Raw genomic sequence first — 24,113 nt, 5'->3', positions numbered from 1 at the left:
ACAGGGGCTCCGCCCCCCATGCACCCCCAACAGGAGACACACAAGGAAACAACACCCCCCACGAATGTAGAAAAACACACAACAAACTCGAACAAAACACACAAACCAAAAACTATTGATTCAATATGCATTGCAAAATAAAGATGCTCGCATCCACTATGCACTTCTCAAACAACACACACCCACCACCCACACACCTCTGTATGCCCCACCACAGGACACCTCACCAAGGCTGCGCAATGACAGGCCCAGAAGAAACGTGTGTTCCCTCAGAACCCCGATAGTGTGCTGACAACGCCACCCACCTCACAGTGAACAGCCACCCACCCCACCAACCCAGACAGGCCGGCAGAACAGATCTGTTTGATGTTTCACCCTCGAACACACACCCACCGCACGGACACATGCCGGCAGAAATGGGTGATGTTGTGTGCTCCTTAGAAAGGAGGTGATCCAGCCGCACCTTCCGGTACGGCTACCTTGTTACGACTTCGTCCCAATCGCCGATCCCACCTTCGACGGCTCCCTCCACAAGGGTTAGGCCACCGGCTTCGGGTGTTACCGACTTTCATGACGTGACGGGCGGTGTGTACAAGGCCCGGGAACGTATTCACCGCAGCGTTGCTGATCTGCGATTACTAGCGACTCCGACTTCACGGGGTCGAGTTGCAGACCCCGATCCGAACTGAGACCGGCTTTAAGGGATTCGCTCCACCTCACGGTATCGCAGCCCTCTGTACCGGCCATTGTAGCATGTGTGAAGCCCTGGACATAAGGGGCATGATGACTTGACGTCATCCCCACCTTCCTCCGAGTTGACCCCGGCAGTCTCCTGCAAGTCCCCACCATCACGTGCTGGCAATACAGAACAAGGGTTGCGCTCGTTGCGGGACTTAACCCAACATCTCACGACACGAGCTGACGACAGCCATGCACCACCTGTACACCAACCACAAGGGAACAACCATCTCTGGCTGCGTCTGGTGTATGTCAAACCCAGGTAAGGTTCTTCGCGTTGCATCGAATTAATCCACATGCTCCGCCGCTTGTGCGGGCCCCCGTCAATTCCTTTGAGTTTTAGCCTTGCGGCCGTACTCCCCAGGCGGGGTACTTAATGCGTTAGCTACGGCACGGATCCCGTGAAAAGGAACCCACACCTAGTACCCACCGTTTACGGCGTGGACTACCAGGGTATCTAATCCTGTTCGCTACCCACGCTTTCGCTCCTCAGCGTCAGTTACTACCCAGAGACCCGCCTTCGCCACCGGTGTTCCTCCTGATATCTGCGCATTTCACCGCTACACCAGGAATTCCAGTCTCCCCTGTAGTACTCAAGTCTGCCCGTATCGCCTGCACGCCTGCAATTGAGTTGCAGAATTTCACAGACGACGCGACAAACCGCCTACGAGCTCTTTACGCCCAGTAATTCCGGACAACGCTCGCACCCTACGTATTACCGCGGCTGCTGGCACGTAGTTGGCCGGTGCTTCTTCTCCAGGTACCGTCACTCACGCTTCGTCCCTGGTGAAAGAGGTTTACAACCCGAAGGCCGTCATCCCTCACGCGGCGTCGCTGCATCAGGCTTGCGCCCATTGTGCAATATTCCCCACTGCTGCCTCCCGTAGGAGTCTGGGCCGTGTCTCAGTCCCAGTGTGGCCGATCACCCTCTCAGGTCGGCTACCCGTCGTCGCCTTGGTAGGCCATTACCCCACCAACAAGCTGATAGGCCGCGGGCCCATCCCACACCGCAAAAGCTTTCCACCACAGAACATGCATCCCATGGTCATATCCGGTATTAGACCCAGTTTCCCAGGCTTATCCCAGAGTGCAGGGCAGATCACCCACGTGTTACTCACCCGTTCGCCACTCGAGTACCCTGCAAGCAGGGCCTTTCCGTTCGACTTGCATGTGTTAAGCACGCCGCCAGCGTTCGTCCTGAGCCAGGATCAAACTCTCCATGAAAACCTATCGAAAAAGCCGGCGAACCAGCACTTTTCAACACAATCTCAGCCAGAGAGACAAAAACCTGACCAAACAAAAACTAGCAACACCCACCCACACGGGCAGGTGCCACAAAAAAAATACATCTCATATCCAAAAAACTTGGACACACGATGCCAAACATGGCATCAAACAATCCATCAACACACTATCGAGTTCTCAAAGAACACACACCCACCAGCACCACCCCACAAAAAGGCGCTCACCAGCAAGCTTCACGTTCTGCTTCGAATCGCTGCCCGTCTCCGGCGCAACTCTTCCATCCTACCGAACACCCTGCGCGGCCGCAACTCTCAGCTACCAACCGAACAAGAACATCCAGACAACCCAAGACACCATCCACAGCACAAACAACAACCATGAACAACAACTCGGGACGGCCAACACGAAAACCCGGTCTCCACTCCCAGAACCAGCCTCTCGGCCTCCCAGGCGGCGCCGTGGCGCGCTGACTCGAAGAAAGTTACGCACCCCCACCGTCAAAAGCAAATCGCCTGGTCAAGGCCATTTGTTCGCGCGTTTGTCTCGCACCTGCCGGCGGGATTCGAGACACAGGCAGTCCTGACGTGTCGCCCCTCCCGCAAATAGAGGGCGCCCGGTCCCCGCTGAGGTAACAGTCGGCGTAACGGGGCGCGCCGACTCCGCTGGCGGGTAGGTCACGAGGCGGTCCAGACAGCTCCGGAACACCCACGCGCTCAGGAAAATCGGCAGTTATTCCCGTGGTGCCCCGGGGTCCCGTGACCCGCGGCGTCGGCCGGCCCACAGAGAAGGGTTTCCCCGTGCACTGACCACCCGCTCGAGGTGTCCCCCTCTCACTCCGTCATGGCCTCACCGATGAAGCCGGCAGCCTCCCATACAACGACAGCTCGTGAGCGCATGATCTCGGTCCACGTGCCCGATGGTGAGATCCATGCCCGGTCGGGGGTCACCGACCAGTCCTGCCGACATCCCGCGAACGTCGTTCCGGCTCAACACTCTTCGCCCCGTTCGACGTCATGTTGAGCGTTGCAGCGGTCATCGTCTGGCGGTCATGCCTTGCGGCGGCGCGGTCGCCCGTGACTCTCCACAGCCAGGGAGCGCGGTCGCCACGTCCCAGCCCAACTGGATATCGCACCGGCGCGCGATGACACGGATCCTGCGACAGGACCGGGTCGCACGCGGTGGTGCAGCTTCTCGGACGCGCACGGCCCGTCGTTGTCCACGGCCCGTCGTTGTCCACGGCCGTCGTTGTCCACGGCCGTCGTTGTCCACGGCCGTCGTTGTCACAGTCCTCGCACCGACCCGTCGTGCCCTTACTGCCCGCACCGACCGTCGGCCGATATCGGCCATCGCACCGTCACATTGCACAGCTGAACGGTCGCCTGCGTGGAGTTCTCGCCTCGGGTCGGGGCAGCACGCCGTCACGACGAAGTCTGCTGCGCCGGTCAACGCGATCCAGGTCCACCACGATTCCGCGCGTCACCACCCGGTCGTGCTGACCGCGATCCATCGTTCGCGGCGGCGTCGACCGCGTCGACGACGATCCCCGATCGGACAGATGCGCGGTTGACCATCCGCTCGAGACCGTTGGCCGCCGCGAGCTTGCGGGGAACGACTCGCCGTCCACGTTTGAGACCGTCACAAGTGGGGCCGGCCGACTTCCACACCCGCGCATCTCACCCACACGCCGGCCCGCCCGCACGTCACAGGCAGCCCTGCGTACAGCCTGTTCACCGCTCGGGCGACCCGGACGAGGAGACGTCTGGCAGGTCTTGCTCCGGGCGCGTCCGCATGTGAGTCCGAGGCCCGTGTGCCGGTCATCATGGACCCCGCGTCGTCGAGTGCCAGGTCGGCAAATGGATGAGTACAGACGTTCGTGTCGGTGGAGTCCGTTTGTGTCGGTGGAGTCGTCCGTGCCGCCGGCACTCGCCGCACCCCACGCGAGCCGTGCGGACCGAGAACGATTGCTACCAGCCGGCCCTGCGCCCACACAGTTCCGTCCGCCGGTGTCGCAGGCCGGACCGCTTACGCAGGCAGTCCAGTACGGCCTCGGCGCCCAATCACAGGCGTCAACCGGCGACCTCGGCGGGTGAACTTCGGCAGGTGAACTTCGACAGGCTGACATACAGACAATCCGACTCGTGCCGACATCTGCGCCCTGCCACTGCCGCGATACCGCTACGGGGCACCTGCGGAGATTCGCTCTCCGCTGGCTACCCGTCGGCATCAGACATGAGTTGGACCTCCCGACGTCTATTCGTCGGCGTGGTGCTCGTCGGCGCTGTCGGGGGTGACGTCCTCGAACTCCAGGTAGTGGGTCGCTTCGGATTCAGTCGCTTGGTGAGTGTCATTGGTGAGCCCATATGTCCGGAAGGAGACAGCCGTACCAAGAGCGACAGCGGTCCCGATCGCCGAGACTGTGCAGCGCTACCGGTGGATCGTCCAACATGTCGGGTCCGCTCCCACTGAAGGTGAGTCGACGGCGTTCATCGCGGTTGCCAACGGCAAGACCGACGCCGGCCACAACACCTGGACCGAGGATCTATTGGTGCAGAGATGGTCCGAGCCGACGGCGACGCGGTCGTCGCCCGCTGTTTCGAGCGAACTGGTGTGGACCACACTCACCGCACCAGCGGCGGTGGGGACTCGAGATCCTTGGCGTTGACACCTTCAGCTGAGTCGGTGTGCGTACGGCCGGTCGAGCGACCAGCACACTCGACACCCCCAGGGCGCTCGACGACACCGGTATCAGTGCACCGCACTTCTCGGGGTATCGAACGGGCGTTGGCCTCGATGCGAGTACCGCGACCACCAAGGCCAGCTGTCTCGCGCTTGCCACGATCACGTCAGCGCCGACCGGCCGGGCGCGGCACTGGTGCCCTACGACCTGACGACGTGGTTTCGAACCCGCGGAGGAACACCGGCTGCGTCAGGTCGGGATGAGTAAAGGACGTCGAGTCGACCCTCAGATCCCCCTCGGCTGTTGTTGGCGCGCAACAGCTTCCCACTCGACGTACAGGTCTTCGAGGGAAGCCGGGCGGAGACGAGGACTCTGATCCTGTCATCACGTGCTTCGCCGAGCGCCACGAGAGACGGCGGGTTTCAGTTGACCCGATCGCTGGGAACCGGCGCCCACCGGCGGGTGATGTGCACTACACATGGGCTCAGGGCCAATACGACAACCGCAACGTTGAGATCGAACGCGCCCGCCGCCGGTCCAACCACGCACAGAACCCCTGGCTTGAACAAGATTTTGTGAAGGTCGCCGGCCAGTCGGTCGAGCTCGACGACGAATCGATCGAACGCGCTCGTGCAGCGGCCGGATACAAGGGCTGCGCCACCACTGCTCACTCGGTGATGGACGGACACGCCAGTGTCGCGGCCCACCACGACGTGTGGAAGGTCGAACGCGCTCGACGAGGTCCGATCTGCAGCTCGCCCCGACCTTCACCGCACCTGCGATGCGATCGAAGCGCACCTGAGCATCGAGTTCGCCGCCGTCACCATCGCTCGCGACCTGCAGAACGTCACCAGCACGTTGAACAAGAAAGTGTAGACCTGCGCCTGATATCACCGTCATCGTTCGAACGTCGACTGCCCCACTCACCGCCCGCACCCCGCTGGAATACACCGACACGATCATCGCCACGCACTGAACAGATCCAACTCAGGCCAGGCTCGCCGAGACGCCGTCGGCTGGGGTCTGGAACCCATGGTCGCGCTCGAAACGTCTGCAGTGCTGGCTCCAGTAGTGAGTTGTGATAAGAAATCGCGCCACATTGCCTACGGCCCATGGGATTTCGGCGTCAGCGACCTGAGCGGCCGGTACTCGACAGCGATCTGTCCCGCGGTAGCAAATCACACTCACTGACGAACACACCGTTGTGCCGGTAGACCGATCAGATACCCGCTCGGGCAGACACCAACCGAGAACACATCCCCGTTCGGCCAGTCTCACCAACCGCGCAGTGGCCGCTTCCATGAATGACGCGTGCGGCCAACTCCGCGAGCCAGGACACAAGCAACGCAGCCCTCGCCGATTGTTTGGATCGAGGCTGGTGTTTGTTGGTTGCGGTGGGTGGTGGGAATGCGCTGAGGCCCTTCGCGTGTGCGAAGGGCCTCAGGCTAGGTTGTGTTCGGCGGTGTCCTACTCTCCCACACTGGTTAGGGTGCAGTACCATTGGCGCTGGAGGGCTTAGCTTCCGGGTTCGGAATGGGACCGGGCGTTTCCCCTCCGCTATGGCCGCCGAAACATTGTGAAACACACGCAGTGTTTGTTTATCTTGTGTGAACCACCCTCAACCAATGGTTACCACTGGTTGAGGGGTTCACGAGGGGCGGAGCCCCCGTGCGTGTTGTTTCAGAAGTGTCATAGTGGATGCGAGCAGAGCTCTATCAGTTCTTATCGGTGATAAGTGTTGTTGTAAGTCCTCGGCCGATTAGTACCAGTCACCTACACACATTGCTGTGCTTCCAGTTCTGGCCTATCAACCCCATGGTCTGTGGGGGGCCTTACCCCCTCGAGGGGGTGAGAAACCTCATCTTGGAACAGGCTTCCCGCTTAGATGCTTTCAGCGGTTATCCCTTCCGAACGTAGCTAACCAGCGATGCCCCTGGCGGGACAACTGGCACACCAGAGGTTCGTCCGTCCCGGTCCTCTCGTACTAGGGACAGGTTTCCTCAAGTTTCTGACGCGCGCGGCGGATAGAGACCGAACTGTCTCACGACGTTCTAAACCCAGCTCGCGTGCCGCTTTAATGGGCGAACAGCCCAACCCTTGGGACCTACTCCAGCCCCAGGATGCGACGAGCCGACATCGAGGTGCCAAACCATCCCGTCGATATGGACTCTTGGGGAAGATCAGCCTGTTATCCCCGGGGTACCTTTTATCCGTTGAGCGACACCACTTCCACACGTTGGTGCCGGATCACTAGTCCCGACTTTCGTCCCTGCTCGACATGTACGTCTCACAGTCAAGCTCCCTTGTGCACTTACACTCAACACCTGATTGCCAACCAGGCTGAGGGAACCTTTGGGCGCCTCCGTTACATTTTGGGAGGCAACCGCCCCAGTTAAACTACCCACCAGGCACTGTCCCTGAACCCGATCAGGGTCCGAGGTTAGAAGTCCAATACGATCAGAGTGGTATTTCAACAACGACTCCACAACCACTGGCGTGGCCGCTTCACAGTCTCCCACCTATCCTACACAAACCGAACCGAACACCAATACCAAGCTATAGTGAAGGTCCCGGGGTCTTTTCGTCCTGCCGCGCGTAACGAGCATCTTTACTCGTACTGCAATTTCGCCGAGTCTGTGGTTGAGACAGCAGAGAAGTCGTTACGCCATTCGTGCAGGTCGGAACTTACCCGACAAGGAATTTCGCTACCTTAGGATGGTTATAGTTACCACCGCCGTTTACTGGGGCTTAAATTCTCAGCTTCACACCCCGAAGGGCATTAACCGGTCCTCTTAACCTTCCAGCACCGGGCAGGCGTCAGTCCGTATACATCGTCTTACGACTTCGCACGGACCTGTGTTTTTAGTAAACAGTCGCTTCTCTCTGGTCTCTGCGACCCACACCAGCTCACGCCGCAAGGACGGTCACCGGGATGGGTCCCCCTTCTCCCGAAGTTACGGGGGCATTTTGCCGAGTTCCTTAACCACAGTTCTCTCGATCGCCTTAGTATTCTCTACCTGACCACCTGTGTTGGTTTGGGGTACGGGCCGTGTACCAACTCGCTAGAGGCTTTTCTCGGCAGCATAGGATCATGGATTTCGCCGCAACGGCTACGCATCACCTCTCAGGATATATGTGTGACGGATTTACCTACCACACTCCCTACAGGCTTACACCAGTATTACCACTGACTGGCCCCACTACCTTCCTGCGTCACCCCATCGCTTGCCTACTACCAGCCGAGGTCCCATGCAGCCCCATCCGGTCACCCGAAGGTGATCCATCTGGTTTTGGATGGTTAGTACAACTGATTCAGCATGGACGCCTGTACACGGGTACGGGAATATCAACCCGTTGTCCATCGACTACGCCTGTCGGCCTCGCCTTAGGTCCCGACTCACCCTGGGCGGATTAGCCTGGCCCAGGAACCCTTGGTCATCCGGCGGCAGAGTTTCTCACTCTGCTTTCGCTACTCATGCCTGCATTCTCACTCCCACACCCTCCACCACTAGCTCACGCTGTGGCTTCCAGGGATGCAGGACGCTCCCCTACCCACCCACACCACTGCTCCCCACCCCGCAAGGCGAAGAGAATGACTTGTGTGAGTGCCGCGGCTTCGGCGGTGTACTTGAGCCCCGCTACATTGTCGGCGCAGGATCACTTGACCAGTGAGCTATTACGCACTCTTTCAAGGGTGGCTGCTTCTAAGCCAACCTCCTGGTTGTCTTCGCGACCCCACATCCTTTTCCACTTAGTACACGCTTAGGGGCCTTAGCCGGCGATCTGGGCTGTTTCCCTCTCGACTACGAACCTTATCGCCCGCAGTCTCACTGCCACACTCTCACTTACCGGCATTCGGAGTTTGGCTGACGTCAGTAACCTAGTAGGGCCCATCGGCCATCCAGTAGCTCTACCTCCAGTAAGAAACATGTGACGCTGCACCTAAATGCATTTCGGGGAGAACCAGCTATCACGGAGTTTGATTGGCCTTTCACCCCTACCCACAACTCATCCCCTCCATTTTCAACTGAAGTGGGTTCGGGCCTCCACGACGTCTTACCGACGCTTCACCCTGGCCATGGGTAGATCACTCCGCTTCGGGTCTAGACCCGGCGACTCCACGCCCTATTCAGACTCGCTTTCGCTACGGCTACCCCACACGGGTTAACCTCGCCACCGAGCACTAACTCGCAGGCTCATTCTTCAAAAGGCACGCCATCACCCACAGCCGACCAAACGACTCGCAAGCTTTGACGGATTGTAAGCGTCCGGTTTCAGGTACTATTTCACTCCCCTCCCGGGGTACTTTTCACCTTTCCCTCACGGTACTAGTCCGCTATCGGTCACCAGGAAGTATTCAGGCTTACCGGGTGGTCCCGGCAGATTCACAGCAGATTCCACGAGCCCGCTGCTACTTGGGAGAACATCACGCAAGACCACAGGTTTTCAGCTACCGGACTCTCACCGACTACGGCAGACCATTCCAGGCCACTTCACCTAACCCACAGCTTTATCACTCACGCCCAGACAGGTAGATCTGAGAAGATGAACCCCACAACACCACACACACAACCCCTACCCGGTATCACATGCGCATGGTTTAGCCTCCTCCGCTTTCGCTCGCCACTACTCACGGAATCACAATTGTTTTCTCTTCCTATGGGTACTGAGATGTTTCACTTCCCCACGTTCCCCCCACACAGCCTATACATTCAGCTGGTGGTAACACGACATCACTCGTGCTGGGTTTCCCCATTCGGACACCCTCGGATCACAGCTCGTTTGACAACTCCCCGAGGACTATCGCGGCCTACCACGTCCTTCATCGGCTCCTGGTACCAAGGCATCCACCGAACGCCCTTAAACACTTACAACAACACCTACACCCACAGGGGCTCCGCCCCCCATGCACCCCCAACAGGAGACACACAAGGAAACAACACCCCCCACGAATGTAGAAAAACACACAACAAACTCGAACAAAACACACAAACCAAAAACTATTGATTCAATATGCATTGCAAAATAAAGATGCTCGCATCCACTATGCACTTCTCAAACAACACACACCCACCACCCACACACCTCTGTATGCCCCACCACAGGACACCTCACCAAGGCTGCGCAATGACAGGCCCAGAAGAAACGTGTGTTCCCTCAGAACCCCGATAGTGTGCTGACAACGCCACCCACCTCACAGTGAACAGCCACCCACCCCACCAACCCAGACAGGCCGGCAGAACAGATCTGTTTGATGTTTCACCCTCGAACACACACCCACCGCACGGACACATGCCGGCAGAAATGGGTGATGTTGTGTGCTCCTTAGAAAGGAGGTGATCCAGCCGCACCTTCCGGTACGGCTACCTTGTTACGACTTCGTCCCAATCGCCGATCCCACCTTCGACGGCTCCCTCCACAAGGGTTAGGCCACCGGCTTCGGGTGTTACCGACTTTCATGACGTGACGGGCGGTGTGTACAAGGCCCGGGAACGTATTCACCGCAGCGTTGCTGATCTGCGATTACTAGCGACTCCGACTTCACGGGGTCGAGTTGCAGACCCCGATCCGAACTGAGACCGGCTTTAAGGGATTCGCTCCACCTCACGGTATCGCAGCCCTCTGTACCGGCCATTGTAGCATGTGTGAAGCCCTGGACATAAGGGGCATGATGACTTGACGTCATCCCCACCTTCCTCCGAGTTGACCCCGGCAGTCTCCTGCAAGTCCCCACCATCACGTGCTGGCAATACAGAACAAGGGTTGCGCTCGTTGCGGGACTTAACCCAACATCTCACGACACGAGCTGACGACAGCCATGCACCACCTGTACACCAACCACAAGGGAACAACCATCTCTGGCTGCGTCTGGTGTATGTCAAACCCAGGTAAGGTTCTTCGCGTTGCATCGAATTAATCCACATGCTCCGCCGCTTGTGCGGGCCCCCGTCAATTCCTTTGAGTTTTAGCCTTGCGGCCGTACTCCCCAGGCGGGGTACTTAATGCGTTAGCTACGGCACGGATCCCGTGAAAAGGAACCCACACCTAGTACCCACCGTTTACGGCGTGGACTACCAGGGTATCTAATCCTGTTCGCTACCCACGCTTTCGCTCCTCAGCGTCAGTTACTACCCAGAGACCCGCCTTCGCCACCGGTGTTCCTCCTGATATCTGCGCATTTCACCGCTACACCAGGAATTCCAGTCTCCCCTGTAGTACTCAAGTCTGCCCGTATCGCCTGCACGCCTGCAATTGAGTTGCAGAATTTCACAGACGACGCGACAAACCGCCTACGAGCTCTTTACGCCCAGTAATTCCGGACAACGCTCGCACCCTACGTATTACCGCGGCTGCTGGCACGTAGTTGGCCGGTGCTTCTTCTCCAGGTACCGTCACTCACGCTTCGTCCCTGGTGAAAGAGGTTTACAACCCGAAGGCCGTCATCCCTCACGCGGCGTCGCTGCATCAGGCTTGCGCCCATTGTGCAATATTCCCCACTGCTGCCTCCCGTAGGAGTCTGGGCCGTGTCTCAGTCCCAGTGTGGCCGATCACCCTCTCAGGTCGGCTACCCGTCGTCGCCTTGGTAGGCCATTACCCCACCAACAAGCTGATAGGCCGCGGGCCCATCCCACACCGCAAAAGCTTTCCACCACAGAACATGCATCCCATGGTCATATCCGGTATTAGACCCAGTTTCCCAGGCTTATCCCAGAGTGCAGGGCAGATCACCCACGTGTTACTCACCCGTTCGCCACTCGAGTACCCTGCAAGCAGGGCCTTTCCGTTCGACTTGCATGTGTTAAGCACGCCGCCAGCGTTCGTCCTGAGCCAGGATCAAACTCTCCATGAAAACCTATCGAAAAAGCCGGCGAACCAGCACTTTTCAACACAATCTCAGCCAGAGAGACAAAAACCTGACCAAACAAAAACTAGCAACACCCACCCACACGGGCAGGTGCCACAAAAAAAATACATCTCATATCCAAAAAACTTGGACACACGATGCCAAACATGGCATCAAACAATCCATCAACACACTATCGAGTTCTCAAAGAACACACACCCACCAGCACCACCCCACAAAAAGGCGCTCACCAGCAAGCTTCACGTTCTGCTTCGAATCGCTGCCCGTCTCCGGCGCAACTCTTCCATCCTACCGAACACCCTGCGCGGCCGCAACTCTCAGCTACCAACCGAACAAGAACATCCAGACAACCCAAGACACCATCCACAGCACAAACAACAACCATGAACAACAACTCGGGACGGCCAACACGAAAACCCGGTCTCCACTCCCAGAACCAGCCTCTCGGCCTCCCAGGCGGCGCCGTGGCGCGCTGACTCGAAGAAAGTTACGCAGTTCTCTCGCCAGGGTCAAATCGCCTGCTCAGCGAATGCCGGCTCCGAGTTCTCGCAGCTCACAGGCCTGACACGGGTCGGCAGGCTGCGTGAAACGCGGATATGGGACGCCCGTACCCAAGTGTGATCTGCGCCATGCGACCCGTCCTTTCGGCCAGTTGATGCACCCCGTTGGGCAGTTACCGCAGGCCACGACGATTTCTAGCGTGGAGGTGTGAGCGTCCTCGATTCTCCCGCACCGCCGCGCCGTCGCACGGTCGTGCGCAAGACAAGCAGCGTCCCCTCCGGTTTCCGCACGTCACGGGGTTTTTCGTGGCGCAACCGGGACAACTGCATCGAGATCGCCCACCGACTCGACGTGTCGACCATCTGTGACTCGGCAATGATCTCGGGGCTTTTGCCACTCATCCACGAGGGCGTACTCACGGGACAGGACGATTTCGAGGAAGCCGCCGTCGGGGTCATCCGCACCTCGGCCGGTACCGAGGCGAGAGGCTGGGCCGCGTTCTACGACAACTCCATCGCCGAACTGCGCGCCGGACGCTCCCCCTTCAGTCCTATACATCGTCGGGCCAGGTCGCTGATCAGCGGTACGAGTGTGCTGGAAGTCGGTTCGTGCTTCGGCTTTCTGGCCCTACAGTGCGCGGACGACGGCTACCGAGTGCATGCCTGTGACATCTCGCCAGGTGCTGTCGCACTTGTCCGCGCCCATGCGCAACGACGCCATGCTGCGGTCGACGCCCGGGTCGGCGATGCGACCGCGTTGGCGTATGACACGTCCTCGGTCGACACGGTCACGCTGATCCATCTGCTCGAGCATCTGAACGAGCAGGCCGCGACGACTGCGTTGTCCGAAGCCCTCCGCGTCGCGCGGCAACGAGTCATCGTGGCAGTTCCCTACGAGGAGCATCCGAGCGAACATTTCGGCCACCTTGTCCAGCTCACCGAGGCACATCTACGACGTTGGGCCGAGCTGGTCGAACACGCCGGCGCCGAGATCTTCCAAGATCACGGCGGTTGGCTCGTCCTGACCCCACGCTGATCAGACCCCTCTCACGTCGACTGAACCTTGGGCATCGGAGTCGAACCTGTGCCACTGTGCGCACCGGTCAGATGAGTCCTCGCTTGCTGGCGATGTAGACGGCATCGGTGCGCTTGGTGACGCCCAGCTTCCGGATGATGTTGCGGATGTGGAACTTCACGGTCGACTCGGAGATGAACAGCGTTTGCCCAATCCTCTTGTTGGACAGTCCGTCTGCGAGAAGGCGCAGCACCTCGCGCTCGCGGTCGGTCAATGCCTCGGGACCGTCGCCTTCCCCGGAAACGGTGCGGAGCACTATCGCGGCGCTGCGCGGGTCGAAGGCACTGCCACCCCCGGACACGGCCTGGATTGCTCGAACGAGCTCGGTGGTGTCGACGTCCTTGACCACGTACCCGCGAGCTCCGGCCTTGACCGCGCGCACCACGAGGTCGTCGTCGAGGAAGGTGGTGAGGACCAGTGAGGCGACCGATGGATGACGCGACGCGATCTCCCTGATCAGGTGCAGTCCCTCGTATTCGGTGCCCGCGGTGAGTTTGAGGTCCACCACCAGCACGTCGGGTCGGCACCTGGTCACCTCGGCGAGGGCGGCCTCATAGGAATCGGCCTCACCGACCACTGCGATCGACGCCTCCCGATCGAGCAATGACCGCAGCCCCTCGCGCAGCAGCGCGTGGTCATCGACCAGCATCGTGCGTACCGCCGTCGTCTCGGGTGCACTCATGTCGTGATCTCCCGTCTCCGGTTGTCGACCGGCCGGTCACCGCCCACGGGAATCTCGACCCCGAGACGAACACCCCCGAGCCTCGATCGTCGGATGCGGAGGCATCCGCCCAGCTCCTCGGCTCGGGCAGCCATGTTCGCCAGACCGCGGTGCCGGCCGGCGAGGTCACCGAGCTCGGCCGCCCGCAACACTCGTCGCATGTGCCGGGGGTCGCCGTTGCCGTTGTCGTCGACGTTGAGCTGTACGGTGTCGTCTCCGTAAGACAGGGTCAGCCGAGCCGTGGACGCCTCGGCGTGCACGGCGATGTTGAACAGCGCTTCGCCTGCTATGCGCAGGATGGCGTGCTGGACGTCGTCGGGCAGGTCCCGAGGCCGTCCGATCACCCGGACCTCGGTCGCCAGATCGGCGGGCATGTGCATCGAACAGAGACCGTCGAGTACCTCGCCGAGACTCAGTTCACTCACCGACGGTGACTGGTTGAGGGCGTAGATGACCGACCGCAGCTGCTCGACGGCGTCACGGGTCAACCGGCCGGCCACCTCGAGACGCTCGGCGGTCTGTGGGTCGGAGTCGATCCGGCACACCTCGATCTGCATCCCTGCCGAGAGCACCGACTGGGTCACCGAATCATGCAGCTCCCGCGCGATACGTTCGCGCTCCTCGGTCACCAGACGCTGCCGCATGACCGCCGACAACTCTCGCTGGGTGCGTTCGAGTTCCAGATTCCGCGCCGCCAGGTCGCTGGCCTGTTCGGAGGCTTTCGCATACGCTTGCTCCGCCCTGGCCAGCTGATGTCGGGACTCCTCCAGCAGCGCTGCGTTCAGCAGTGCGACCACCGCCTGACGTGCCAGGATGCGCATCACCACCAGATCCGCTGAGTCCACCAACTTCTCGTCGGCGGTCCACGCCGACAGTCCGCCGACCACACGCCCATCCAGGTGCAGTGGTACGTGGACGTGATGATCGTCGACGACGGGTCGCATCAGCTGACCCATCTGGTTGCGCAGGATGTCGTTGAGCCGGTTGAGGACCTCGTCGGGCAGGTGGCCCGGCGTTCGTGCCTTCTGCGCGCCCTCGAAGGCGAGGATCGTTCCGTCGCGGGTCATCATGAGGTGCCGCGGGCCGGTGCGATCGAGTTCGCCGTCGCAGAGTGCGAACACCACCCATTCCGCATCAAGATGTTCATGAACCGCGCGGACCACCGACAGAACCAGGTTCTCCGGCCCTTCGGCGGTTTGCACGAGCGCGCGGGAGATTCGGTCCAACGCACCCACGACGCGGGACAGACGCTGCTCAACCCCACGGAACTGGGCGTAATGCGATCCCTTCACCGAGTGCAGGCCCACCAACGAGTCGAGCTGGTCGCCGGCGGGCAGTTCGTCGCGGACCGACGGATCCGGTCGCAGTTGGGTCAGGCCCTCGTCGGCCCGACCGCTCGCGCCCGACATCAGAGTGCCTCGCGGTAGATGCGTTCGACCTCGGCGGCCGTCGGCTGTCGCGGATTGGTGGTCATGCACGCATCGGCCATGGCATTGGCGGTGAGGATGTCGATGTGTTCCGGACGGACACCCAGCGGCGCCAAGCACGCCGGGAGCCCGACCCGGGCCGCGAGATCCGCGATCCTCTCGGCGAACAGATCGGCGGTGGCGTAGGCCGACGACGAGGCGGCGATGCCCACTGCTTTCGCGAGGTCGACGTATGGCTGCGGGTCCTGCTCCGCATTGAACCGGATCACGTGTGGGAGCAGTACCGCATTGATCGCACCGTGCGGGGCGTCGCACAACCCACCCACCGGGTGACTCATCGCGTGGGTGGCGCCGAGGATGGCGTTCGTGAAGGCCATTCCCGCCTCCAACGCCGCATACGCCATGTCCAGTCCCGCATCCGGGTCCGCGGGATCGTCGACGAGCCGTTCGATGCTCCGCCACGCGGTGGCGATCGCGGACAGCGCAGCGGTATCGGTCAGTCTGGTGTGGGCCACCGATGCGAATGCCTCGATGCAATGTGTGATGGCGTCGAGCCCTGATTGCGCGACCACCGCGGGAGGCAGCGTCGACAGCGTGCGTGGGTCGATCACCGAGACATCGGGCACCAATCCCCGCCCGATGATGGTGACCTTGGTGCGTCGGTCGACATCGTTGATGATGCAGAACTGTGAGACGTCGGATCCACTGCCTGCGGTCGTGGGCGCCGCGACCACAGGAGGCAGGGGCCGTCGCGCGCGGTCGATCCCCTCGTACTCGAGGATGTGTCCGCCGTTGGCGGCCAGGATCGCCACCCCTTTGGCTGCGTCGATCACCGATCCGCCGCCCAGCGCGACAATGCCCTCGCACCGCGATTCGTCATAGTGTTCGAGCGCGGCGGACACCTCGGACGCCCGCGGGTTCGGCGAAACCCCGGTGAACGAATAGACCTGCAGCCCAGCAGTTCTCAGGCGGTCGGCAAGTTCCGGGTACCACGGCGTGGACATGATCGGACGATCCGAGACGATCATCAGCCGGCGTATCCCCAGTCCCTCCGCCGCCCGCGGCACCTCGGCCAGCGACCCGTGACCGATGATGATCTCCGGGGTGTGGAACTTGGCGATGCGTACGGCGGCCCGCGTCATGGTGCCGCCCGACTCGGTTCGCACATCACCTCACCTGACCCGCCGTTCCAGACGCACGCACGCTCACCACTCAGGAAGCGCGCACGCCCTATGGACGCGATCCTACGCGGCAGCGGCCTCCTCACACGCCACTCATGTCGACGGAGACCTGTTCGAGCGCGGACAGATCGTGGACCACGTGAACCCGATCGCACAGTGTCGCGTAGGCGGGCAGATCGCACGAGCCAAGGCCCCACGAATAGCTCGGTTCCGGGGTGATCCAGATGGTCTCGCGGGCTCGCCGGGTGATCTCCTCGAACGCGCCGAGGTTCGGATCGCGGCCGTTTGTTCGCCCGTCCCCGAGAACGATGACCGTGGTGCGCCGGTTGACGGCCCCGCCGAACTCCTCCAGGAAAGTGCCCAACGCATTGCCGTAGTCGGAGTCCGCGTCGACATCGAGGACGCCGCCGGCCGGTAGACCCGACAACACCAGCGACAGCGCCTCTTCCGGCGGGTGCTCGGCGAAGAGGTCGGTGATCTCCACCAGGTCGGAGACGAAGGCGAACGATCGGACATGAGCGACCATGCTCTGCAGCCCGTGCACGAGTTGCAGCGTGAACCTGGCCGCCGAGCGCACCGACAGCGAGACATCGGTGAGCACCAGCAGGCTCGGCCGGTCGGTCACCTTCGCCACGGTGATGGGACGGAACGGCACACCGTCGTAGCGGAGGTTCGCGCGCATCGTGCGCGCGGCATCGACCGTGCCACGAGCAGCGAGCTTGCGACGGGCACGCGGCGCGCCGTGCAGGCTCCGGATCAGCCGACGGATGGAGTCCTCGAAGCTCGCCCGCTCGGACTCATGGATCACGTCGCGCACCGAGGCCTTCACCTCACGGCTCTCGAGTTCGTGGTCGGTCGCCATCAGCTGTTCGAGGTGGTCGCGGAGTTTCTCCGGCAAACCGTCGAGGAGGCCGGCCAGCGCGCTGCGCAGGGCCGCGAGTTCCTCGACGTCCGGCTGCGGCCCTGACGGGTCGTCGTTGTCGAGCCACTCCAGCAGCGCCATCTCCTGTGCCACCGAGAGTTCCGCGTCGAGCTGAGTGGGGTTGCCGGACACCAGCTCGCCGGGCCGACCAGGATTCTGCAGCCGCGACACCGTGAGCTGGACCCGCGCGGCGGCCTCGGAGTTCGGCACATCGTCGGACGAGAGGACGATCTCGTCGGTGAGCGAGGCCATGTCGAGCTTGTTGGCCTCCTGATGGAGGTTGTACTGCTCGGCGAGGTCCTCCGGGTCGAAGTACTGTCGGATGTTCGACGGCGGACCATGGCTGTGGCCCTGTTGCGGCGTCTGGCCGACCTCGTCGGACAGCGTGTACTCCTCGAGTTCGCCGGTGTCACTGAGATCGTCGTGGCTGTGCGAATGTCCGTGGCCGTCATCGGCGTCCACCACGGCCCGTAGACCGAAGAATCGGTCGAAGACCTGATTGAACGTCGCCTCATCCCGGCGGTCCTTGATCAGACAGACCTCGAGCGCTGAGCGCAGCAGCTCCCGGTCGCCGAGGATCTCCGACGTGCCGGTGGCACGCATCGCGTCCATCGCCTCGGACACCCCGATACGTATCCCGTGCAGCCGGAGCAGCCGGACGAAGCGATGAATGGCCCCTTCCATCTCGGCCCGCCTAGAACGGACGCTTGCGCGCGTCGCCACGCGCCTTGAAGGACCGACTGCCCTGTCCCGGGCTCACCCCACCACGGGTACCTGCGTCGTTGTGGCTGCCCGGTGACCCGTAGTAGTCGTCGGCGTGCCGGCCGGGCTGATCCTTGGCGGCACGCTTGGCCGGCCCCGAATGCTCCCCGTGGTCGTGGTCGTGGCCATGCCCGTGTGAGTGTCCATGGCCGTGGGAGTGGCCGTGCAGATGCTCGGGCACTTCGGCGTTCGGATCGACGAGCCTCGGCATGGCGTCGATGGCTCGCGTCAGATCGCGGTCGTATTTGACCACCACGTTGGCGGTATCGGAGAGGATCTCGGCTGTGAGGTCGTCGGCACCGAGAACGGCCAGGGTGCGGGCCCAGTCGATCGCCTCGGAGATGCTCGGCGCCTTGCGGAGATCGAGTCCCCGGAGGCCTCGGACGATCTCCACGAGCTTGGCCGCCAGCGTCTCGGACAGGCCGGTGTTCTTCGACTTGATGATCTCGAGTTCGCGCGCCGCCTCCGGGTAGTCCAGGGACAGGTGCAGGCAGCGCCGCTTGAGCGCCGCCGAGAGATCCCGGGTGTTGTTCGAGGTCAGCACGATCATCGGCTGGTGGGTCGCCAGGAACGTCCCGATCTCGGGCACCGAGACCTGGTACTCGGCCAGCAACTCCAGCAGCACCGCCTCCAGCGCCTCGTCGGCGCGGTCCACCTCGTCGATCAGCAACACCACAGGCCGCTCGGACCGGACCGCCTGCAGCAGCGGGCGCGGGGACAGGAAGCGCTCGGAGAAGAAGACGCTCTCCTCGGCCCCGATCCGATCCACGGCCTCGGCCAGGGTGGATGCGTCGGCCACCACCTGGCTGATCTTCTCCCGGAGCACCTGGGTGTACAGCAACTGCTTGCCGTAGTCCCACTCGTAGAGCGCGGTGGTCTCGTCCTGCCCCTCGTAGCACTGCAGTCGGAGCAGTTCGCGCCCGGTCACTTCTGCGAGGGTTTTCGCCAACTGCGTCTTGCCGACGCCCGCCGGACCCTCGAGCAGTATCGGTTTGCCCAACCGGCTCTGCAGGAACACGGTCGTGGCGAGCCGCTGATCGGCGAGATAGCCGGCGGCGGAGAACCGGTCGACCACGTCGGCGACGTCGGTGAACTCGAGGCCCTTCGTGACGCTCGCAGGCTCGCTCCTCAGGGAGCCACCAGACCCGCTGTCATCGGCAGGCTCGCTCCTCAGGGAGCCACCAGACCCGCTGTCATCGGCAGGCTCGCTCCTCAGGGAGCCACCAGACCCGCTGTCATCGGCAGGCTCGCTCCTCAGGGAGCCACCAGACGGGGTGACATCGGCGGTGTCGTCGGCGAACTGCACGGACATGGGTGTCTCCGGTTCTCTGGGTTGCTCGTTCATCGGCTGACTCTTCGGTGGTATGGAAGCGGATGGCGGACCCGGGTCGGGGGCAGTGGGTCCGCCATCCGCCGTCTACGTAGAGGGTTTACCTCTACGAGATCAGCTCGTCCAGGTCACCGTTGAAGGCATGGTCCACAACGGGTCGGACGGTCTCGAAGGTGCACTCCTTGGGGTTGCCCGGCGTGCAGGCGTCGCCGAGGACGTGATTGGTGATCGCGTCGATGGAGTCCGGCGCACCCGAGATCTCCTTGCGGTTCTCATAGAACTTGGTCGGCCCCTGGCCGAGTCGGTTCTTGATGTGCGAGTCCTGCGTGACATCGGTGAACTTCTCCGGGATGCCCACGTCGCGCAGCAGTCGGATCGCCGCGTTCAGCGCCTGATCGGCGGCCTGCACCTTGGTCATTCCGTGGGTGTCGACACCCATCGCCTCGGCGAGATCGGCGAATCGGTCGTAGAGAACCGGCATGTTGAACGCCCACACTCGAGGTAGCGCGATCGCGTTGTTGAGACCGTGATGGGTGTCGTAGAACGCCGACACGGCATGGCTGATGGAGTGGATGATGCCGAGTCCGCCCGAGTTGAAGGCCTGTGCCGCAATGTATTGCGCGTACATCATGCCTTCGCGACCCTCGAGCTCGGTCGGGTTCCAGGTTGCCTCGCGGAGATGACGGGCGGTGAGGCGCACGGCATGCAGCGCATTGCCCATCGACGGCGGGAAGTTCAGTCGCGAGACGTACGGCTCGGAGGCATGCGCGAGCACGTCGAAGCCGCACTGTGCGGTGAAGGCGACCGGGCAATCGTAGTAGAGCACCGGGTCGTCGATGGCCAGCGTCGTGACCGACGCATCGTCGAAGGCGACGTACTTGTGCGGCTTGTCCGGATCGGTGGTGGTGTCGGTGATGACGTAGGCCCAGGAGGTCTCCGAACCGGTGCCCGCGGTGGTGGACACGGCGATGTGCGGAGGGTTCTTCGGGTTCTCGCTCTTGTTGAAGCCCTCGAACTCGTTGATGTTACGACCGTCGTGGGCCACCGAGATCCGGGCGCCCTTACACGCGTCGTGCGCCGAACCGCCGCCGATGGAGATGAACGAATCGCACTGCTCCGAGTTGTACAGCGCCACGGCATCCATGACGTTGTAGTCCTTCGGATTCGACTCGACCTTGTCGAACAGGACCACCTCGAGTCCGTGGTACTTGCACGATTCGACGATCTTGTGAACGGTGTCGCTGCCGCGCAGGCCGGTCGTCATCACCAGCGTCCGCTTGAAACCCAGTTTCAGCGCCTCCGGACCGATCATCTCGTGAGCGCCCGGGCCCATCATCGCCCGCGGGAACGGATGGAATTCTTTGATGGGGAATGGTTTCAGTAATTCGTCGACCTGCATGATGACCTGACCTCCTGCGCGGTGCGCATCTTCAACGTCGGTTGTGGAACACCGGCGACGTTACGCGCGTCACACTGGCGGACAACAGATCTCGACCAGAGAACCGTCCGTTACGACCCCAGGGCTACCCGGTCGGCAAGCGGGGCCCTGTCCGATCGGACAGGTCGGCCATCGTGGCGACGTCGAATCCCCAGGGCAGCTCGAGCCGATGGCGGCGCAGGGTCTCGGCGTCGGCGAGGATCTCGTGGATCGAGCCGTCGGCGACGATCCTCCCCTCGTCGACCACCACGGCACGATCGCACAGCTGTGCCGCGTACGGCAGATCGTGCGTCACAACCAGCATCGTCGTGTTCAACCGGAGCAGCGTCTCGGCGAGCTCGCGGCGAGCCACCGGATCGAGGTTGGCCGACGGCTCATCGAGCACCAGGATGTCCGGGCGACATGCGAGCACCGTCGCCAGCGCGCCACGTCGCCGCTGACCACCCGACAGATGGTGAGGACTTCGCTGCGCATGCTCGGTCATTCCGACCTCGGCGAGGGCGGTCTCCACCCGATCGACCAGATCTTGGCCCGTGACGCCGAAGTTCGCCGGCCCGAACGCGACATCCTCGGCCAGTGTCGGCATGAACAACTGATCGTCCGGATCCTGGAACACGAGCCCCACCTCGCGCCGAACGTCCCGCAGTGTCTTCCGCTCGACCGGCCTGCCGTTGATGCGGATCTGTCCCCCGGTCGGCAACAGAACCCCGTTGAGGTGCAACATCAGCGTGGTCTTGCCCGCACCATTGGGTCCGAGCAGCGCCACCCGCTCACCCGGCCGGACCGTGAGATCGATCCCGTCCAGGGCCACCCGGCCATCCGGATAGGCGAAGCGGATACTGTCCGCCTCGATCGCGAAGCAGTCGTCGGCCCGAGTCATATGCGCATCCAATCGAAGTCGGATCATCTTGTCCCCCAAGAGATGACGGCGGTGGCGACGGCCAGGAGGGCGGGCAACGCGAACACCACCCATTGTGTCGACGTCGCCCGGGCCGCTCCGGTAACGCCGGGCATCTCCGGCACCACACCCGTGTATCCACGCGACACCATCGCGAGATTGACCCGCTCGCCGCGTTCATATGACCGGAGGAACACCGCTCCGACCCCTTTCGCGATCGCGCCCGCCTGATGGAGCATCCGCGGCGAGTCCCCGCGGGCCAAGCGCGCGATGTGCATCCGACGGATTTCCTCGGACAGCAGGTCGGTGTAGCGCAGCATCATCACGATCACCGGGGTCAGCGTCGACGGCATACCGAGTCGGGACAGCGCCAGCGGCAATTGCCGGGCCGGCGTCGTCGCGGCGAACGTGAGCGACGCCGCGATGCCGATCGTGCCCTTGATGACGATTCCCCATGCGGCATACAGCCCGGAGACCGACAGGGATAGACCCCAGATGTCGATGCGTTCACCGCCTTCGGCGAACGGCAACAGCACGGCCAGAACGACGAAGGGCGCTTCGATCAGCATCCGGGGCAGAATCCAGCGCATCGGAACGTCGCCGATCCGCCAGACCACGGCCAGGATGACCGCAAACACCGCGTACGGCCAGAACAACTCGCGTGGGGTGGCCACCACGGCGAAGACGAAGACGACCAGGCAGGCCAGCTTCACCTCCGCAGGCGCTCGGTGGACCGTCGAGTCACCTGCCCGATACACGGAATGTGCATGTCCGGCCCCCACGGTCAGTGCCCGTCGTCGCCGGCTGACCGGCCGGAACGCGCCGAACGCCTGGAGGCTATCAGCCAGAACAGACCTCCGGCGACAACCAGGGTGACCAGCACCCCGATGACCCCGGCGATCCCGTTGGTATGGCCGATCCCGCGCACCGAGTAACCGGCCAGCGGCGAGGATGCCATGGCATGGTCGGTCGCGTGCTGGGCGATGCAACTGCCCGCCAGTCGCTCACGACCGTCGACCGTCACCGTCTGACACCCGCGCAGCGTCGCCGAGTCGAGTCCGTCGGGCGATGAACTCGCGGCGTAGGACACGATGCCGGCGATCAACACGGCTGCGACCGCGAACAGCGCCAGAAACGTTGTGCGCGTGATGCGCCCAGATGCGACCGGATGGCTGGTCATGCCGGTACCCGCATCGCCTCGACGCGCTGATCTCTCGTCCGCAACAGGTAGACCAGATCCGGCCGGGCGCGGGCAACCGCGATCACCGTCACCGCCGTGATCAGCCCCTCCCCTGAGCCGATCAAGGCGTGTGTGCCCCACATGTAGGCCGCCACGGTCCCCAACGACTCGGTGGCCGCTCCACCGAGCGCATACTCGACGATGAATCCCGTTGCCGCTGCGACTGTTCCGCACAGCGCCGCGACAAAGGCGACCACACCGAGTCGTCTCACCGAAGCGCCGTGCCGCCCGATCAGCCGATACGCGACGACCGCCACGAGGTAGCCGACGCCGGTCGAGATCAAAGCCATGTTGATGATGTTCGGCCCGAGTGCCGTGACGCCGCCGTCGGCGAACAGGAGAGCCTGGACGACCAGCACGATGGCGATGCACAGCGCCCCGGTGTACGGGCCGACGAGGATGGCCGCCAACGCTCCACCGAGCAGGTGACCGCTGACTCCGGGCAGGATCGGGAAGTTGATCATCTGCACAGCGAAGATGAACGCGGCAACCAGGCCCGCCATCGGGACCGTCTTCTCGTCGAGGTCGGTACGGGCACGCCATACACAGAACGCGAGGCCCGCGAGGGCGATCACCCCGAAGAGAGCCGAGAACGGCGCATTGATGATGCCATCGCTCATGTGCATCGCGACGACGGTCGATGTAGGTGTCGGCGTGGACATGGACTGAAGGTAAGTCCGCCACAGACATCTGTCTACTTATTCAGATGTTTAAGTGAACAGACTGGCCGATTGGTCAGGTACCGGACTCGACCTACGAGTGTCCGGCACCCATCCAGTGCAGGAGTCGGTGGACCGTGTCGTCGTCGAGCCGATAACTGACCGACCGTCCCACCCGCGTCGAGCTGACCCACCCCTGGTGCCGGAGAACCCGAAGCGCCTGCGAGACCGCGGTCTCGGTGCGACCCACCGCCGCTGCCAGATCCCCGACGATGATCCCCGGCCGCCGGTGCAGAACGATCAGGATCTCGAGGCGATGCGGGTCGGAGAGCAGATCGAATCGTTTGGACCACTCGGCGATGTCCACTTCCACCGGCGACGGGCCGCCGGGCGTGTCCCCCGGCGCCTCGGAATGGATGTGCTCGCGAGCCATGT

At 62.4% G+C, this 24,113-nt stretch carries 13 protein-coding genes and 4 rRNA genes; 2 read left to right on the top strand and 15 right to left on the bottom strand.

Going from position 1 to position 24,113, the window contains the following annotated elements; genetic code table 11:
- Positions 1-441: 441 nt before the first annotated feature.
- Positions 442-1,962, bottom strand: a 16S ribosomal RNA gene (locus ACVT6V_RS14850).
- Positions 1,963-5,353: 3,391 nt separating this feature from the next.
- Between ACVT6V_RS14850 and ACVT6V_RS14845 the strand changes: the two genes are divergently transcribed.
- Positions 5,354-5,536, top strand: coding sequence for a hypothetical protein (locus ACVT6V_RS14845; RefSeq protein ID WP_489900554.1), 183 nt, complete (start codon positions 5,354-5,356; stop codon positions 5,534-5,536).
- A 578-nt stretch (positions 5,537-6,114) separates the two neighbouring features.
- Here ACVT6V_RS14845 and rrf read toward each other — a convergent pair.
- The 3 genes from rrf to ACVT6V_RS14830 all read right to left on the bottom strand — a co-directional run bounded on the left by rrf (position 6,115) and on the right by ACVT6V_RS14830 (position 11,510).
- Positions 6,115-6,231, bottom strand: a 5S ribosomal RNA gene (gene rrf / locus ACVT6V_RS14840).
- Between the two features lie 168 nt (positions 6,232-6,399).
- Positions 6,400-9,534, bottom strand: a 23S ribosomal RNA gene (locus ACVT6V_RS14835).
- A 455-nt stretch (positions 9,535-9,989) separates the two neighbouring features.
- Positions 9,990-11,510: ribosomal RNA gene (locus tag ACVT6V_RS14830) — 16S ribosomal RNA — on the bottom strand.
- The 16S, 23S and 5S rRNA genes sit together here, the layout of an rRNA operon.
- 723 nt (positions 11,511-12,233) lie before the next feature.
- Between ACVT6V_RS14830 and mftM the strand changes: the two genes are divergently transcribed.
- Positions 12,234-13,061: a mycofactocin oligosaccharide methyltransferase MftM gene (gene mftM, locus ACVT6V_RS14825; protein WP_489900553.1), complete on the top strand. Its 828-nt coding sequence runs from the start codon at positions 12,234-12,236 to the stop codon at positions 13,059-13,061.
- 67 nt (positions 13,062-13,128) lie between these two features.
- Here the strand turns inward: mftM and ACVT6V_RS14820 are convergent, their stop codons facing one another.
- The 11 genes from ACVT6V_RS14820 to ACVT6V_RS14770 form a co-directional block, all read right to left on the bottom strand.
- Positions 13,129-13,782, bottom strand: a complete 654-nt coding sequence (locus tag ACVT6V_RS14820) for a MadR family response regulator transcription factor (RefSeq protein ID WP_489900552.1) — start codon at positions 13,780-13,782, stop codon at positions 13,129-13,131.
- Complete coding sequence (locus ACVT6V_RS14815; protein ID WP_489900551.1) at positions 13,779-15,230, bottom strand: MadS family sensor histidine kinase; 1,452 nt, start codon at positions 15,228-15,230, stop codon at positions 13,779-13,781. The genes ACVT6V_RS14820 and ACVT6V_RS14815 overlap by 4 nt, the downstream gene beginning before the upstream one ends.
- Complete coding sequence (locus tag ACVT6V_RS14810; protein ID WP_489900821.1) at positions 15,230-16,390, bottom strand: iron-containing alcohol dehydrogenase; 1,161 nt, start codon at positions 16,388-16,390, stop codon at positions 15,230-15,232. The genes ACVT6V_RS14815 and ACVT6V_RS14810 overlap by 1 nt, the downstream gene beginning before the upstream one ends.
- Before the next feature lie 121 nt (positions 16,391-16,511).
- Positions 16,512-18,035: a VWA domain-containing protein gene (locus tag ACVT6V_RS14805; protein ID WP_489900550.1), complete on the bottom strand. Its 1,524-nt coding sequence runs from the start codon at positions 18,033-18,035 to the stop codon at positions 16,512-16,514.
- Positions 18,036-18,045: 10 nt separating this feature from the next.
- Positions 18,046-19,458, bottom strand: coding sequence for an AAA family ATPase (locus ACVT6V_RS14800; RefSeq protein ID WP_489900549.1), 1,413 nt, complete (start codon positions 19,456-19,458; stop codon positions 18,046-18,048).
- A gap of 91 nt (positions 19,459-19,549) precedes the next feature.
- A complete protein-coding gene (mdo, locus tag ACVT6V_RS14795; protein ID WP_489900548.1) occupies positions 19,550-20,842 on the bottom strand; it encodes an NDMA-dependent methanol dehydrogenase in 1,293 nt (430 codons plus the stop codon).
- 124 nt (positions 20,843-20,966) lie between these two features.
- Positions 20,967-21,761: an energy-coupling factor ABC transporter ATP-binding protein gene (locus ACVT6V_RS14790; protein ID WP_489900547.1), complete on the bottom strand. Its 795-nt coding sequence runs from the start codon at positions 21,759-21,761 to the stop codon at positions 20,967-20,969.
- A 23-nt stretch (positions 21,762-21,784) separates the two neighbouring features.
- Positions 21,785-22,561, bottom strand: a complete 777-nt coding sequence (gene cbiQ / locus ACVT6V_RS14785) for a cobalt ECF transporter T component CbiQ (RefSeq protein WP_489900546.1) — start codon at positions 22,559-22,561, stop codon at positions 21,785-21,787.
- A 2-nt stretch (positions 22,562-22,563) separates the two neighbouring features.
- On the bottom strand, positions 22,564-22,959 hold the full coding sequence (locus ACVT6V_RS14780) for a PDGLE domain-containing protein (RefSeq protein ID WP_489900545.1): 396 nt from the start codon (positions 22,957-22,959) through the stop codon (positions 22,564-22,566).
- Positions 22,956-23,681: an energy-coupling factor ABC transporter permease gene (locus ACVT6V_RS14775; protein WP_489900544.1), complete on the bottom strand. Its 726-nt coding sequence runs from the start codon at positions 23,679-23,681 to the stop codon at positions 22,956-22,958. Before ACVT6V_RS14775 ends, ACVT6V_RS14780 begins: the two co-directional genes overlap by 4 nt.
- 91 nt (positions 23,682-23,772) lie before the next feature.
- Positions 23,773-24,111, bottom strand: coding sequence for an ArsR/SmtB family transcription factor (locus ACVT6V_RS14770; RefSeq protein ID WP_489900543.1), 339 nt, complete (start codon positions 24,109-24,111; stop codon positions 23,773-23,775).
- Positions 24,112-24,113: the final 2 nt, after the last annotated feature.

Source organism: Gordonia sp. LMA167, assembly GCF_058130025.1.
The sequence above is the reverse complement of the archived record's forward strand: the minus strand, read 5'-3'. Positions and strand labels throughout refer to the sequence as shown.